This is a genomic window from Micromonospora sp. RP3T, assembly GCF_003027925.1.
GTDB lineage: Bacteria > Actinomycetota > Actinomycetes > Mycobacteriales > Micromonosporaceae > Micromonospora.
In genome coordinates, this window is record NZ_PYPS01000012.1 from 129607 (window position 1) to 143843 (window position 14237).

Sequence of the window (14237 nt, forward strand, 5' to 3'; positions counted from 1 at the left end):
GCACCGGTGGTCGACGCCGTCGGATCGGGCGGCGGTAGCGGCGTGACCGGCGCCCGGGACGGTACCGGCGTCACGCCGGGAGCGGGCGGTAGCGGCGTCACCCGATGGCTCGCCGGGATCGGCGGAGCCCCGTGGCCCGCGGGGGTCGGTGGAGTCGCGTGGCCCGATGGGACCGGCGGTGCTCCGTGGGGCGGCGGGATCGGTGGCGCTCCACGGGGCGTCGGCACCGGCGGTGCCCCGTGGGTCGCCGGGATAGGCGGTGCCCCGTGCGTCGCCCGGATCGGCGGTGCCCCGTGCGTCGCCCGGATCGGTGGTGCCCCGTGCGTCGCGGGGATCGGTGGCGCCCCGCTGGGCGCCGGGATCGGCGGCGCTCCGTGGCTCGGTGGGGCCGGCGGGCCGCCGGCGTCGGACGGAGAGGGCGCGGTCTCCAGGCCCGCTTTCGGTGGGGCCGGCGTGGCCGAGAGACCAGGTCGGGGTGGCGGGGGTGCCCAGGGGCTTGCCGGCCGGTCACCCCCGGTGCGCGGGAGCGGGGACGGGACCACCGGCGGCGGCAGCGGGGCCGGCCCCGGGGCGGACCGGGGCGACGGGGGCGAGGGCGGGGGCGGGGGCGGGGGCGGAACAAGGTGCGCTCCGGCGCCGGACGTGGTCGCGGGTGCCCGGAACTCCGGGGCCGGTTGCGGTGACCGGAACTCCGGGGCTGGGTGCGGTGCCCATTCGGCGCCGGGCACGGGCGTGACACCGGGCGGTGCGGGGACGGTGGAGGCCGGCGGGGCGCCCCGGGACGGTTGCGCCGGTGCGACCGCCGGCAGCGACACGGTGGGCCCGGCCAACGCCGGATCGGGGTGCCCGCCGGCAGCGGCGGCGGAGCCGCCGGGGAGTGGACCGGGACCGGCGGGAGCGGCGGCGGAGCCGCCGAGGTAGTGGCGCGCCGCGCGTACCGCGGGGTGGTCCGGACCGAGCACGGCGGGCCCGGCGGTGGCGACGCGGCCGTAGTTGCGGCGGGCCTCGTGCCGGTTGCCCAGCTCCTCCGCGACCCCCGCGAGGTCGAAGCTGAGCGCGAGCATCAGCGGGTCGGCGTCGCCGCGACGGCGCTCACCGGCGGCGTACGCCTCTTCGAGCACGCGCCGGGCGGCGGCCGGGTCGTCGGCCTCCCGGTGCAGCCGGGCCAGCAGATGACCGGTGGCCAACACGTCCTGGTGGTCCTCGCCGTACGCCGGTCGGGCCGCGGCGATCGCGTCGTCGAGCAGGCGACGGGCGCCGGTCAGGTCTCCCGCGGCGCGGAGCGCGAGGGCCCGGTGCTGCGCGGCGGTCAGCGGCGAGGGGTGGGACACGTGGGCAATGCTGCCCGGAATCGCCGGTTCCGCGCTACCCGCCCGGTGGCGAGCGGCGTTGACCTGCGAAGACGGACGGCTCCGGAGGTGATGTGCATGATCGTTTCGACCCGTGTACAGTAATGCCCCGTGCGGCCCTCGGGGCCGGCCGAACCGGTGTGAACCTCACCGTGGCCGACCAGGTAGGCTGGACGAGCAGGTCCGGGTGGCGGAATGGCAGACGCGCTAGCTTGAGGTGCTAGTGCCCGTATAGGGCGTGGGGGTTCAAGTCCCCCCTCGGACACCAGCATTCGTGGACATCCACGCGAGATCAACTCCCCTCGCGTGGAGATGCGAAGCGCTACGTCTCATTTGTGCGCCCGGACGTCAGGAGTGGTGTCCCCCTGCGCTGACACCGCTGCGTACGCCCTGGCGGGGGCCTCGGTGAGTTCCGGCCGCCCGCGTCCCCGCCGGCCCGACGAGCAGGTCGTCGAAGCGCTCATTCCCACCCCACTGCCGGTCGCCTCGCCGGAGCCGGCGCCCCTGCCGACATTGCCCGCGCCCACCGCCCGCAGTGGCGACGGGGTGCTGTTCGACGTAGCTCACCCCGACGCCGCCGGCCGCGTCACCGCTCGTGCGCTGCTGCGAGCCTTGGGCTGGACACCTGGCCTCCCGCTGCACGTCGACGTCGTGACCGGCGCCATCCTCGTCACCCCGGCCGCTGACGGTGCGCATGTCGTGGGCACCCGCGAGGAACTGCCGCTGCCGGCCGCCGCTCGACACCTGTGCGGCATCGCCACCGGCGAACCCGTCCTCCTGGCCGCCCTGCCCCGCCGAAACCGCATCGTCGTGCACCCCTCACACACCATCACCGCGGTCCTGGCCGACCTGCACGCCCGCATCCCCGGACAACCCTCATGACCACGGACCCCGACCGGGTCGCCACCGCCCGAGCGCTCCTCGATCACCTCGGCCTCACCGCCGCCGACCTCACCAGCAACAGCCCACCTACCGTGCCGACAGTCGCCGAGTACCTACCCACTGTTGTCGCCGCGGCGAGCCCGGGCACCCGACGCACCTATAGCAGCTCCTGGCGACGGATGGCCGCAGCCTTCGGCGATCGACGCATCGACGCGGTGCGCGCCAGTCACCTCGAAGCCCTCATGCGACAGGCCACGCGGGCGCCCGCTCCCGCCGCAACTCCCGAAACGGCCGGCACGCCGGCGAGCACCTCATCGCCGCCGCCCGCGCCTTCTACAACCGCGCCATCGCCGACGGCCACCTCACCGCCGTCGACAGCCCCGCCCACCGGATCCGCAAACCCCGCCGGCTACCCAACACCCGCCGCGCCCTCAACCCCGACGAACTGCGCGACATCAACGCCGCCGCGCGCAGCGGCGGCAACGACATCATCCTCGACGCCCTGCTGCTGCGCCTGCACACCGAAACCGCCTGCCGACGCGGCGGCGCCCTCGCGCTGCGCCTGATCGACCTCGACACCGACCACGCGCTGATCCGTCTGCGCGAGAAAGGCGGCACGCAACGCTGGCAGCCCATCACACCGATGCTCGCCGACCGCCTCGCCGACCACGCCCGAGCCCGTGGCGCCGCCGCACCAGCCGATGCGCTCCTGCGCTACCGCAACGGCCAGCCCGCCACCTACCGGCGCTACGACCTGCTCTGGGCCCGCATCGGCCGACAGCTACCGTGGGTCGCCATCCAGGGCATCACCACCCACTGGCTGCGCAACACCACCCTCACCTGGGTGGAGCGGCACTTCGGCTACGCCGTGGCCCGCGCTTACGCCGGACACACCGACTGCCGTGGACCGGCCACCACCACTTACATCAAGGCGGACCTGCCCGCGGTCGCCACCGCACTCGTGGCTCTCACCGGTCAGCCACACCCGCTAGCCGTAGCCGAGAACGAGCAGCAGTTCCCCGCCCATGACGCGGAGGCTGGGGCGGCCGCATACCGCAGTGGAACCCACCGCTAGCCGGGTCGTGAAGCGCCGCCCCCGATGTCGGTACTGGCGTGCAACGGTGCCATGGGAGGCAGCAGGTGGCCGATCCCCGCAGCGACGACCCATTGGGCAGCTGGCTGGTCCAAAAGCCACGGCGAGCGCAGTAGGAGTTTCCGTAACCCACTGCGGTCTTGCACCTGCACAGGTTCCTGCCGCAGGCCGCGACGCCACTGGCCGTCAGGACCCCAGTGCCGATGAGACGGCTCGTCAAGGACCGTAACGAAGGCGTGGACAAGGTCGCCAACTCGGCGTGCCCCACCAATGGCGGCACGCCAGCCCCCCCCGTGGGTTGCGGCGCGCCAGGCCGCGTACCGCCCACCGCGCTTCTCCGCTGTGGTCGCCCAGGCACCCAACGTGCCCGCAACGTGCTCGTTATAGTCCGCCAGATCATTACCGGCGATCTCGATGAGCCGGAAGCCACCCGGCAGTAGACGCTGAGGATTGACCAACCAGCGCCAGACCCGTACGGCCAGCCAGTCCCAATCGTCCACGCTGACGTCGTCGAGCTGGCCGGCGTCGGCGTCTGCCGGTAGACCCACTTCATAACGCCAGCGCCGGATGATCTGTCGAATCCGCCAACTCGTATGCGCGTTGATACGGAGCATGTCACCGTCGTTGAGCGGGCCATCCCCGGCATGCCAGTCCTCAACAGGGCCATTGCGCCACGCGTTGTTGACTACACCGACCGCCGCGAGATCGAGAACCGCTGCCGCACGATCGGGCTCGATCCCCACCTGATGGGCGAGCATGCCGCGCAGGAGCTCGTCCTCGCGCTGCGGCGTCATCGCGTCGTCGTTACTACGGCCAGCGGCCTTCTCGATGAACGCCGAGAATGCCAGGCCGTAGGCGGCGGGGCCATCCTCCTAGGACGCTGTACACGCTGTGCCAGGAAGAACGATCACCGCACGGTGCCTTGTTGCCGCGTCACGAGTCCCGTCTCGTTGCTACCCGTACTCTGTGCCAGCATGGGAACGAACGCGGCGTGGTGGAGCCTGGAGGCGTTGAACGCTGAGGTGCCTGACCACCATCACGACTCGACGGTGGAGAACCTCGCCGGGATCTTTGATGCCAGCGACGAACTGCGCTGCTTCCACAAGGAGCACGTCCCCGTTGCCGAGATCGAGAAATGGCAGCTCCACGATGACCCCGACGACAACGAAGGGATCGCCAAGATTGAAGACCTCCGCCGTGCGATCCGGGCTGGGGTTTGGCTGCCGGCGATCGTTCTGGTTCATGTACCCGGCGGGCCTCGATTCGAGCAGTTCAGTGACCCCCGCTATGCGGGCGCTTACCACCTACTCGAAGGTCGTCACCGCTACAACGCCGCTTACCAGGAGCGAACGCCGACGATTTTTTCGTGGGTCGCTCACATCGGCTGCTGCGGCGGACCCGGCGCTGACCTTGTAGCAGCGGAATCTGGCGGGTAGGCGTGGCTCCATCTGAGCTGCCCTGCAAGAGACAGCGAGGGCGGCACGATCATTGCCGATGCGGGACGCCGGGCCATGCGGGTTCAGAGCCGGTGAGCACCGAGGATTCGCGCGAGAAGGACGTCGTGTTCCTGGTAGACGGCGGCCGTAGCGGCAGTGAGCGCGTGGGACTGCTCACCTTCGCGCGGCCTGGGCCGGGGTGTAGCCGGCGGGTGATGTCGAGCTTCGGAGGCGGTGTCGTCGTCCATCGCGACGAGTTCGGCCCCATACGTCGATGCGACGACCGCCGCGATCTGTCTGCCCGCGGCGTCGATGTCGCCGGCATAGCGCAGGCGCACGCCGTGCGCGACAGCGAGTTGGAATAGCACATGATCGATCGCACGCAACTGGCCGCTGGTGCAGGCGATCGGCTGCCGCACCCCGGCAATGAAGGCGACCTCCACGACCGACGGGTTCTCCACGACCGTCAGGGTTTGCGGCGCGAGAATGGGCGGATGGTGTACGAGGTCGAGCAAGGTGAGCGCCACCGGCGCAGGTGAATCGCGCAGTCGCCGGTCGATCGGTCCGTCGCCGACAGCCTCGACGTTGAAGAGCAGGACGGTCGCGTACAGCCGGTCCGCGATGACACCGACGGTGGCTAGCAGCGCGCGCACAAGATCCGGCCGATTCGGCTCGGGTTGGCCGGCGCGTTCGGCGATCGCGGCCACGAGGCGGATGCCGTTGAGGGTGGTCAGGTCGAAGTAGTGCGGGTCGCCGGTGATGTCGTGGGCGAGCTTCGCCAGAGGTACCGGTGGCCGGGCTGGAATGCGTCGCAGGGCTGCGGAGAGCGCGGCGATGCTGTGCCGGATCTCGGTATCGTCCTCGCCGACGCCGGTGACCCGCATCCGGGCGACGAGCTGCGGCAGGTCGGGAAGCTCCTCGGTCGCGTACTGCCACAGCTGCGCACGACGGTCCGCCGCGGCGAGCGTAGCGGCGCTACGGTCGACGACTGGTTCCCCCACTGCTTTCTCGACCAGCGCGATAAGCGATTCTCGATCGATGTCGAGCGCGGCGAGGAGTTCTCGCAGCGGGACCGTGGCGGTATCGCCGGACACGGTGACGGCGGATGTGCCGCGGCGTCGGCGTGTGGAGGTGTCGAGCCAGGTCCGCAGTTGCGCGATACCAGCTGTGCTCAGTGCGAGGACCCGAACCGTGTTGATCGCCTCGGGGCGGGTACCGGCGCAGAGACGCCCATGCACGGCGCGCCACAGAGGATGCAGGTCGACGTCTGCCGCCAGGTAAGTGAGGTCAGCCGGCATCGGTCAGTGTCCGGCCCGGGGTCGTGTCTGCGGTAGGTGCGGCGAGGGGCAGGGGCGTCGGTTCCCCGCTGCCCTTCCACAACCACGGGACGGTCACGCGGTGCCGGCCGTCGGTGATGACTTCGTGGACGACGACGTGCTGAGCTTCGCGTTTGATCAGCGGGGCGATCGTGGGTGTGGTCGCGAGGACGTCGAAATCCCAGGTTCGCAGCAGGGTGAGGATCTGGCGCAGGTTGCGGTCGTCGAAAGCGGCGTCGATCTCGTCGATGGACAGCAGGCGAGGCCCGTGGTAGGTGTCGCCGGAGTACATCGACCAGGCGGCGGCCAGCAGCGGGAGCATAGTCGCGAGTCGGGATTCGCCGGTGGATAGGCCTTTGAGCGGGTTGGAGCGGGCGTTTACCGGCTTGAACTGGTCGGCGCCGAAGCTGCTGTGCGTGACGCTGATCTCCCACTGGTGCCAGGAGCGGTAGTCGAAGGTGTGGGCGACCCGGTCGGCCCAGGTTTCCTCGCCGGCGTCCTCCATCCGTTCCCGCAGGATCTCGTACATTTGGTCGAAGACCTCGTCGGAGGGTGGCGCTTTGAGTAGGGCGACCATTTGCTGGGAGTTGCCGTCGTCGCGGACCTTCCAGTCGACCTGGACGCCGACGCGGGCCACGCCGGTTCGAACGTTCTCGAGGGTGGCCCGGATCTGTCGGACAAGTTCTCTTGCCGCTTCGCGGCGGGTCTGGATGTCACGCCGCAGCTGGGTGAACATCGACGTCTTGAGAGTCGCTTTGACGTCCTGGCGCAGATCTCGTTCGAGGCCTTCGGCTGTGGCGCGGAGTGTCTCGGCGGCTTGCCGCAGATCCTCGCCGACGGCGGCGTTGGGTGCGGCGAGCGTGATGCGCCGCCACTCGGTGCCCTCGAGGGTGGTGCTGTCGAGCTGCTGATCGAACTCTGCGAGGGCCTGGTTGACGGACCGCATCGTGCTCTCGAGCTGTTTCTGCACCCGTTCCCGAGCGATCCTCAAGGTGTCCAGCCGGGCGCTGGTGGTGGGTTTGCCGGCGAGTAGTTGACGCGACCAGGTGAGTGCGGCGGTTAGGTTGGCAGGCCGGTTGTCGCTATCACGCGGCAGGGTTTCCGGCACTTCGGCGAAGCCGTGAGTGATCAGCAGGCACATTCGATCGAAGCAGTCGGTGCGATGCTGGTCGGCCTCTCGACGACGCGGCGCGATCTTGTCGAGCGTGGTGGTGGCGGCGACCGCAGCGTTGTCGTGCGTGCGGAACTCGGCCTCGCGTTGCTCGACCTCTGCCAGTTTGTCGGTCAGGTCGTCGGCGAGCCGGTCTTTCGTCTGGCGTAGCTCGGCGTATTCCGCCCCGTACAGCGCTCGGGTCTGCTCCATCCGGGCGTCCAGTTCCTCGGCGGTGAGCCGGATCTGATCCGCGGCGGCGACCGCTTTCTGGAACCGACCGGCGACCCGGCCCGCTGTCCGCTGCTCGCGCTGGGCTGTTGCGAGCAAGTCGAGGGTTCGCTGCCCGGCGCTCTGCCAGGCCTCGATCTGCTGCAGCAGGGTAGCGACCAAGTCCCGGTGCCGTCGTAGCACTTCTCGGTCGGTCGGCAGGATGGTGCCGTCGGGCAGCGTCGCGGCGGTATGCAGTGCGCGCAGCGCCGTGCGGGCGCGGTCGCTGGCTTGCCGGTGCCGGTGGCGGTGCTCGTCGACCGAGGCGCGGGCAGCGGCCTCGTCCCGTTCGGCAGCGTCCTCATCACGGGTGGTGCGGCGCAGCTGCTCCACGTCGGGGAATCGCTGTTCCTCGGCGGCGCACAGTTGCTGAGCCGTTCGGGCCTCGTTGCGCCGCTCAGTGGCTTCCGCCAGCTCCTCCCGCGCGGTGGTCAGGGCGTCGCCGGCGTCGGACTCGGATTGCCGGGATCGTCCTAGTGCGCCGGCCGCCTCTTCACGTCGCCGGCGGGCAGTCTCCACCGTCCGGTCTATGGCGGTGCGGGCAGCGTCGAACTCGGCGAGCAGGCCGGTGAGCTGCGCTGCGGCGGTGGCCAGTGCCTGTGTGGTGTGCTGCTGAGCTTTCGCGACGCCGAGCTGCAGTTGACTGACCTGCTCGCGTGCCGTGGCAACCACCTCGGCGGGCGGGAAGTCATCCCGCTCCCGGCGGGACGCGCGGACAGCGGCTTCAAGGTGTTCAACGCGTTGCGTCTCGGCATCGAGGCCTTGGCGCGCGGTAGCCAGTCGCTGTTCGAGGTCGGCGACGAGCGCGAGCCGGGCGCGTTCGCGGGCGGTCCGGCCGATGAACGTGGCTCGGTAGTTGGGCGGAGCCGACGCGATCACGTTGCCGGTGCGCAGATGCCCGATGCTGAGGTCGCTGCCGGCCAGGTCGATGGCGACGGCCTGCAGCAGCCATTCGACGTGCCGCGGGTCGGCGCCCGAGCCGTTCTCCGCAACGAGAATGTCGGCGAGACTCTGCCCGACCACGGGACGGTCGCCGGCGAGCACCAGGTCACCGTCGCCGACCAGGCGGTCGCCGGTGATCAGCGCGTCGAGCAGCCCCGCGGTCAGCAGGGCACCCTCGATACGGTCGGCCTGTTCGGCGCTGACGTGCTCGGCGAAAGCAACGGCGGCCCACAACGGCACGCCACGGCCCGGATCGCGCGGCGACCGCCACGGTGGCGCTGGCGGCACCGGCAGCTGTCGCCGGGCCTGATCGAGCTCGTCCTCGATCCCGCTGACTCGTTGCCTCGCCTCATCGACGGCACGCCCTGCCTCGGCGATCGCGCGTTGCAGACCGCTGACGGCCGCCGAATGGGCCCGTTCCAGATCGAGGAACGGCTGCCGCAGATCGATGGCATCCGGATCGTCGGGCAGGTTCACCGTGCGGCCGTCGAGGTGGACGAGCCCGGCGCGCCACTCGGCCACCTGGCGGCCCCACTCGGCTGCTGCCAGCGTGGCGTCCACGCGGCCGTCCGCCAGAGCTCGCTCAGCTGTGGCGGTGATGGCGTGGGCAGCGTCCACGGCGGCGTCATGGGCCGCTTGGGCTTGGCGTGCTTGTTCGTCGACGGTCGTATGGTTGATGTTGGCTTGCGCCTGCGCGTTTTCCAGGTCACGTTGGGCCTGGTCGGCGACTTGTTCGGCGCTCTGTCGAGCTTGCGCGGCCTGGTGAGCCGCGCCCTCGGCAGCGTGTACGAGGCGGGTGCCGTGCACGACGTCCTGTTCCCGGGCTGCCAGGGCGATGCGTTCCCGTGTGGCGGTCCCGGCCTCGTGCAGCCAGGCAAGCAACCGGTCGGGGGCGATCCGGTCCTCGGCTTCAGTCGTCAGGTCAGCCGGGACGGACGGAAGCTGCGCCCGGTGGTTGTCCCATCGGTCCAATTCGTCGAGTAGGTCCTGCTCGGCGGTACGACGTTCGGCGCGGGCATCGCCGGCGCGGTCGGCGGCACGGTCCTGGGCCTCCTCGGCGGTGCGGAGATGCCCGGCCTCGCTTCGTTGTTCGATCTGTGCCAAGTCGTGCTCGTGCAGCGTCGTGTCGATGCCGTTGAGGGTTGTCGTGCGCGTCTCGATCCAGCCGCGGGGTGTTTCGGCGATCTGGGCGAGGTCAATCTTGGGTGGGTCCTGGTTGAGGCTGTTGGCTGCCGTGAGGTGTTCGGTGACCTCGGCGAGACGATCGACGAATGCGTGCGCCCCGACGTCGGCGGCTGTCGCGCGTAGCCGCGAGCCGATCCCGGTCAGATGGCGCTGACTGTTGCGGCACTGATCCGCGGACTCCACCGCTTGCTGGGCGGCGTGTTGCGACTCTTCCTGCAGGTCCAGGCCGGCTGCTTCCAGCTCGGATTGCTGCTTGCGTAGATCTGTGAGGCGTTCTTCGAGATGTGGGAGCTGGGCGCCGGCATGGTCACGCAGCGCGTCTTCGGCGGCTTGGAGCCGGCCGCGGACACCGGCGATCTCGCCGCGCAGTTCCTCGCGCCGGGCCTGTACCCGCGCCGCCTGTGCCTGCGCCTCCAACAGCTGCTGCTCGGCGGTGCGCGCTTCACGGGCGTGGTCGTCGAAGACCGTCTGGGCATTCGCCAGTCGGGCGGCTTCCTCGGCGATGATCGCGTCGATGTAGCGCTGGTATTGCTGCTCCGATTGTTCCAGCTGTCGAATCTCGGCGCGGGCTTGCTTCAGTTGCGCTTCAAGATCGGCGATGCGTTCCATGGTGTCGGCGATGAACTGCAACGCGCGAGGATCTAGCGCCGGAAGCGCCTCGGTCAGCACCGCGCGCATCTGATTCGGGGAGATCGCCTCTGCGGTGCGGACGCTGCGCAGGCTGCGCAACACTCCGACGAGAGCGTCGAACTGCACCGAGTCCAACGGCGCGAACAGCGTCGTGCGGATCGCGTCGCGGTACTGGTTCTCCTCGTTAAGGTTCACATAGTCCCGGACTTTCATGGTGAGACGGTCGTGGGAGGTGAACAGTCGGCCGTTCGCGGCGGCAACCTGCTCGGCGAGCCCTTCGATCGGTATCGGGTCTCGCTGTCGGGCGAGGAAGAGGTCGGTGCCGACGCGGCCCGGCGTGATGAAAAACGCCTTCTGCAAGCCGCTGCTCTGCGAGCGTAGCCACAACCCGGTCGTCAGGTAGCGAACGTCACCGGTGCCGCTGTCGCGGTAGCCGTACTCCAGCCACCACGCTCCGGTGCGGTCCTCCTTGGCGTTGCGGTCGGTGTGCCGGTCGATCAGCGTGCCGACGGCCTCACCAGACACCGACAGCGCCTTCTGCGACACCTCGCCGTCGAGCAGTACGGTGACCAGCATCGAGGCGGTCAGGGACTTGCCGGATCCGTTTGGCCCGGCCAGCGCCAGCCAGCCGTCGGCGAACATGAGCGTCTCATCGGTCCACGCCCACGAGTTCACCGCACCGGCCCGGGTCGGCTGCCACCTATCGGCAGCGATCGGTCCGTCGTTCCAATCCGACACCGGGCCGGCGGTGTCGTGGCTTCCGGTTGGCTGTCGGCCCGGGTGCGCGATGAGAGTCACGCTGGCTCCTCCCTCGTGTCCGAGTCGGCTTCTGTGCGGTGCCGGCCCGGGCGAGCGGGCTGGCCATGCCGTGCCCGCACGCGCCACAGGTGCACGCCCGGTGTGATCTGCCACCGGTCTTCGTCGCCGGTGACCCGGAGCAGGCCGGCGGTAACCAGTTCCCCGGCAGCGGCCCGGGCCAGGACGGGCAGTCGTTCGGCATAGCCGGCCGCCCACCGCGGCATGTCTCGGCGGATCTCTTTGAACAATGTCGTGACCTCACCGGCGGTTACCTCGGACGCGCCGTGGTGCGGCAGGTGCGACAGCAGGGCTAGCGCACCCTGCCGCTCTGTCTTGCGACCCTGCGGGAAGTCGAAGTCAGAGGCGGTTCCCGTCGGGTCGGTGATCTCCCACCAGTCGCGGCGCACGCTGGCGACAAGCCCCAGCGCGGCGGCGATGTTCAACGCGCGTTCCCGGCCGGTCGAGGTGGCGAGGTAGCCGACCGGGTTTGGGTCGTCCTGCGGGTCAGCGGCGGGGTCGTCCGCCACCCGCCGTAGCGCGGTCAGCCGGCGCCCCTCCACGCTGGCCTGCCGTTGCGCGATGGCGTCCGGCTCGGCGTCCGGAAGCGAAGCCGCTGTCAGCGTGGCGACGTGCTGACTGGGAGCTCGGCTGCTCAACGACAACAGCGTCGGCGACAACGAGGCGAACTTGTTGGCGAGGCTGTCGCGGTCAGCGGTGATGAACACCTCCGCGTTCTCGTCTGTCACCGCCCGGTCCAGGTCCGCGTCAACGCTGATCTCCCCGTCGATCTGCAGCAGCTTGATCGCATCTACGATGTTCGCCCGTGCGGCCTGTGCTTCACGCTTGCTGACCCCGTCCGCTGCCACGATCTGGAAAGCCGGTAGCCGACCTGTGGCCGTCTCGGCGGCGCACACCTGAGCCACTGACTGCAACAGCTCGCGCAGGCTGATCCGCGGACGCCGCCACAGCTGTTCACAGACCAGCGCGGCCAGCACCAGCACCTGAGCGGGAGCCAACTCGCCTCGTCCGCTGCGCCGCTGCAGCCGCGGTCCGCGATCCCCGGGAACATCGTCACGGCGCTTATGCAGGCGCGCCATCCCACCAACGTCGTGAATGTGCAAGGTCCACCCTAATTCCGTCCGGAAGAAGTCGGTGATCTCCCGCCGGCCGCGCAGCACCGCTCGGTAGCGAACCGGATCTTCGGCCGAAGAGATCCGGCAGGTGAGGATCAGGTGGCGTGCCGCGTCGGCGAGATCCGGGTCGAGAAGCCGCTGGGTCATGCGGCGCCCTTCGTCATCACGACCTGCGGATCTTGGGCGGCTTCGGTCGGGGTCACGGTGATCAACAGTTCCGGCGCCACCAGGGTCCCTTCGGCAAGCCGGACCGGCAGGTGGGTCTCGGGGCGGCCCAACCGGACCCGGACGACCACGCTGGCACCCTCGGCATGGACTTCGCCGTATCCGGTGGCGGCATCGATCGTGTTGCGCGCAGCTTCGATCGCGCCGAGCAGGATCACCAACGCCGGTGTCGCCAGACCGGTGAAATAGCTCAGCGGCACTTCGCCGTCGGTGGCCAGCAACGCGCTGAAGCGCCGCCGGTTCGCCGCAGTGGCGGCGGCCTTCTCCAGAGCGGCAGCCCGGGCAGCACCGGCGTCCGGGACCTTGCGGGGACGGCCGCTGGAGCGACCGACGCGTTCGTGCTCGCGCAGGATCACCTCCACCTGGTGCCGGCTGATCCCACCGGCTGCCGGGGTGGCGTGGGCGACGTCTTCTTCGGCCGTCCCGACGACCGCGTGCACGGCAGGCCATTGGCCGAACGCGGCCGCGTACACCCGGCGGGCAGCCTCGTCGTCCGGCTGGGCGTACAAGCTGTAGGCGAGTTCCCGGAAGTCGGCGGCCAGATCCGAGCCACGCCGCAGGGCTGTGTAGCGTCGATCGATGGCCACCAGGAGGGTGTGCACGGCGCCGGCCGCCGAGGAGATCAGCCGCTGCACCGAACCCGAAGGGGCGAACCAGGCGGCAAGGTCGGACAGCCGACGCACCCGCTCGTCGATCCAGTCCTGCTGATCGCGAGCGTCGAGCAGGCCCGCGTGCATGGCGGCGGTCTCGACCAGCGGCCGGTGCCCGGCCGACTCCAAGTCGGTCAGGGCCGCCTCGACCCGGCGCAGCGCTCGCCCATACTCGCGCGGGAACTGCCGCAGGGCCTCGATGACACGATCACGGTTCTCCCCGAACAGCAAATCATCGGTGACGTCGGACTGCACCATCTGCGCCAGCGCAGCGTAGAAGTCGGCGGTGACACGCTGCATCTCGTCCAGCCTCGTCCGGACGTCATCCAGGTCGGTTGGCAGCAGCCCAGCGTCGGAAGAGAGATGCTCGATCAGATCACGGACCGTGCGTTCGACGCTGTCGAGAAGACGGCTCGGCAGTTGCAGCGCCCGCCGCGAGTCGACGACAGCCGTGCGCACCGCGGCCACCACGGCCCGGCCGATCTTGGTCAGCGCCCACGCCTCCTGCCGGCGGACCACCGCATCCAAACCCGCATTGAGCGCCGCATAGTCCCGGAATGGCTCGACGAGATGCGCGCTCGTCAGGTAGTCGAGCACCGTACGCAGCTCGAATTCGGTCACCTGGTCGCGGAAGCCGACGTCGCGCATCTGCGCGGCGATGTCGGCCGGCGTCGACATCGGAGCGCGTGTCGCCAACTCCTCCAGGGCTGCCAACACTGCCGTGTTGCGCTCGCGCGCCAGGTCCTCGGGTTGGCCGAAGCACCGCCACACGACCGGATCGATGTCCTGCCACCACAGCCGTGGCGGGTTCGGCACGCAGTTCCTCCCAGACGACCGTTACCTACCGCGCCCTCGTCGCGGCACTCACCAACACTTCCTCGCTACTCTCCGAGACGCACCAGTGACCGAAGACGTAAGATTACGGTCTTCAGGGGTCGAAGCGTAGCCCTGGGGACAGGAATCGACAGCCGTGTCGTTGGCGGCTGGCCTCTCGCGAGCGCTGCGGCAGCGTGCGATATAAGCCGACCCGCGCCGGAGCCGCACGGCGGCGAGGAGCGGAAGCGGCGGGGCGGTAGCCGGGGTTGCCACGACCGTATCGCGGCAAAGATGCACCTCGCCTGCGCCTGAGTCTTGGGCAGGAACCTGGTCCCGCTCATTCATACCTACCCGGCTTTGCT

8 protein-coding genes, 1 tRNA gene and 1 pseudogene are annotated in these 14237 nt (G+C 70.1%); 4 read left to right on the forward strand and 6 right to left on the reverse strand.

Annotated elements, in window-relative coordinates; translation table 11 throughout:
- Positions 1 to 914: 914 nt before the first annotated feature.
- Positions 915 to 1331 (reverse strand): annotated as a pseudogene (locus C8054_RS32270) (tetratricopeptide repeat protein); the annotation flags it as partial.
- Between the two features lie 199 nt (positions 1332 to 1530).
- Between C8054_RS32270 and C8054_RS12430 the strand changes: the two are divergent.
- The 3 genes from C8054_RS12430 (at position 1531) to C8054_RS32715 (ending at position 3306) form a co-directional block, all read left to right on the forward strand.
- Positions 1531 to 1617, forward strand: a tRNA-Leu gene (locus C8054_RS12430).
- Positions 1618 to 1754: 137 nt separating this feature from the next.
- Entirely contained in the window at positions 1755 to 2231 is a 477-nt protein-coding gene (locus C8054_RS12435; protein WP_146179912.1) for a hypothetical protein, read from the forward strand.
- A gap of 490 nt (positions 2232 to 2721) precedes the next feature.
- Positions 2722 to 3306, forward strand: a complete 585-nt coding sequence (locus C8054_RS32715) for a site-specific integrase (protein WP_233219617.1) — start codon at positions 2722 to 2724, stop codon at positions 3304 to 3306.
- Here the strand turns inward: C8054_RS32715 and C8054_RS12445 are convergent.
- Positions 3303 to 4118, reverse strand: a complete 816-nt coding sequence (locus C8054_RS12445; RefSeq protein WP_107156935.1) for a hypothetical protein — start codon at positions 4116 to 4118, stop codon at positions 3303 to 3305. The two genes, C8054_RS32715 and C8054_RS12445, sit on opposite strands and share 4 nt — an antisense overlap.
- Before the next feature lie 180 nt (positions 4119 to 4298).
- Between C8054_RS12445 and C8054_RS12450 the strand changes: the two genes are divergently transcribed.
- On the forward strand, positions 4299 to 4760 hold the full coding sequence (locus tag C8054_RS12450) for a ParB-like nuclease domain-containing protein (RefSeq protein WP_107156936.1): 462 nt from the start codon (positions 4299 to 4301) through the stop codon (positions 4758 to 4760).
- Positions 4761 to 4843: 83 nt separating this feature from the next.
- Here C8054_RS12450 and C8054_RS12455 read toward each other — a convergent pair whose 3' ends face one another.
- Genes C8054_RS12455 through C8054_RS12470 form a run of 4 tightly spaced genes read right to left on the reverse strand, consistent with a single transcriptional unit; the run spans position 4844 to position 13875 of the window.
- On the reverse strand, positions 4844 to 6058 hold the full coding sequence (locus C8054_RS12455) for a TIGR02679 domain-containing protein (RefSeq protein ID WP_107156937.1): 1215 nt from the start codon (positions 6056 to 6058) through the stop codon (positions 4844 to 4846).
- Positions 6048 to 11051: an SbcC/MukB-like Walker B domain-containing protein gene (locus tag C8054_RS12460; protein ID WP_107156938.1), complete on the reverse strand. Its 5004-nt coding sequence runs from the start codon at positions 11049 to 11051 to the stop codon at positions 6048 to 6050. The genes C8054_RS12455 and C8054_RS12460 overlap by 11 nt, the downstream gene beginning before the upstream one ends.
- Positions 11048 to 12331, reverse strand: a complete 1284-nt coding sequence (locus C8054_RS12465) for a DUF2398 family protein (protein WP_107156939.1) — start codon at positions 12329 to 12331, stop codon at positions 11048 to 11050. Before C8054_RS12465 ends, C8054_RS12460 begins: the two co-directional genes overlap by 4 nt.
- Positions 12328 to 13875: a DUF2397 family protein gene (locus tag C8054_RS12470; RefSeq protein WP_107156940.1), complete on the reverse strand. Its 1548-nt coding sequence runs from the start codon at positions 13873 to 13875 to the stop codon at positions 12328 to 12330. The genes C8054_RS12465 and C8054_RS12470 overlap by 4 nt, the downstream gene beginning before the upstream one ends.
- Positions 13876 to 14237: the final 362 nt, after the last annotated feature.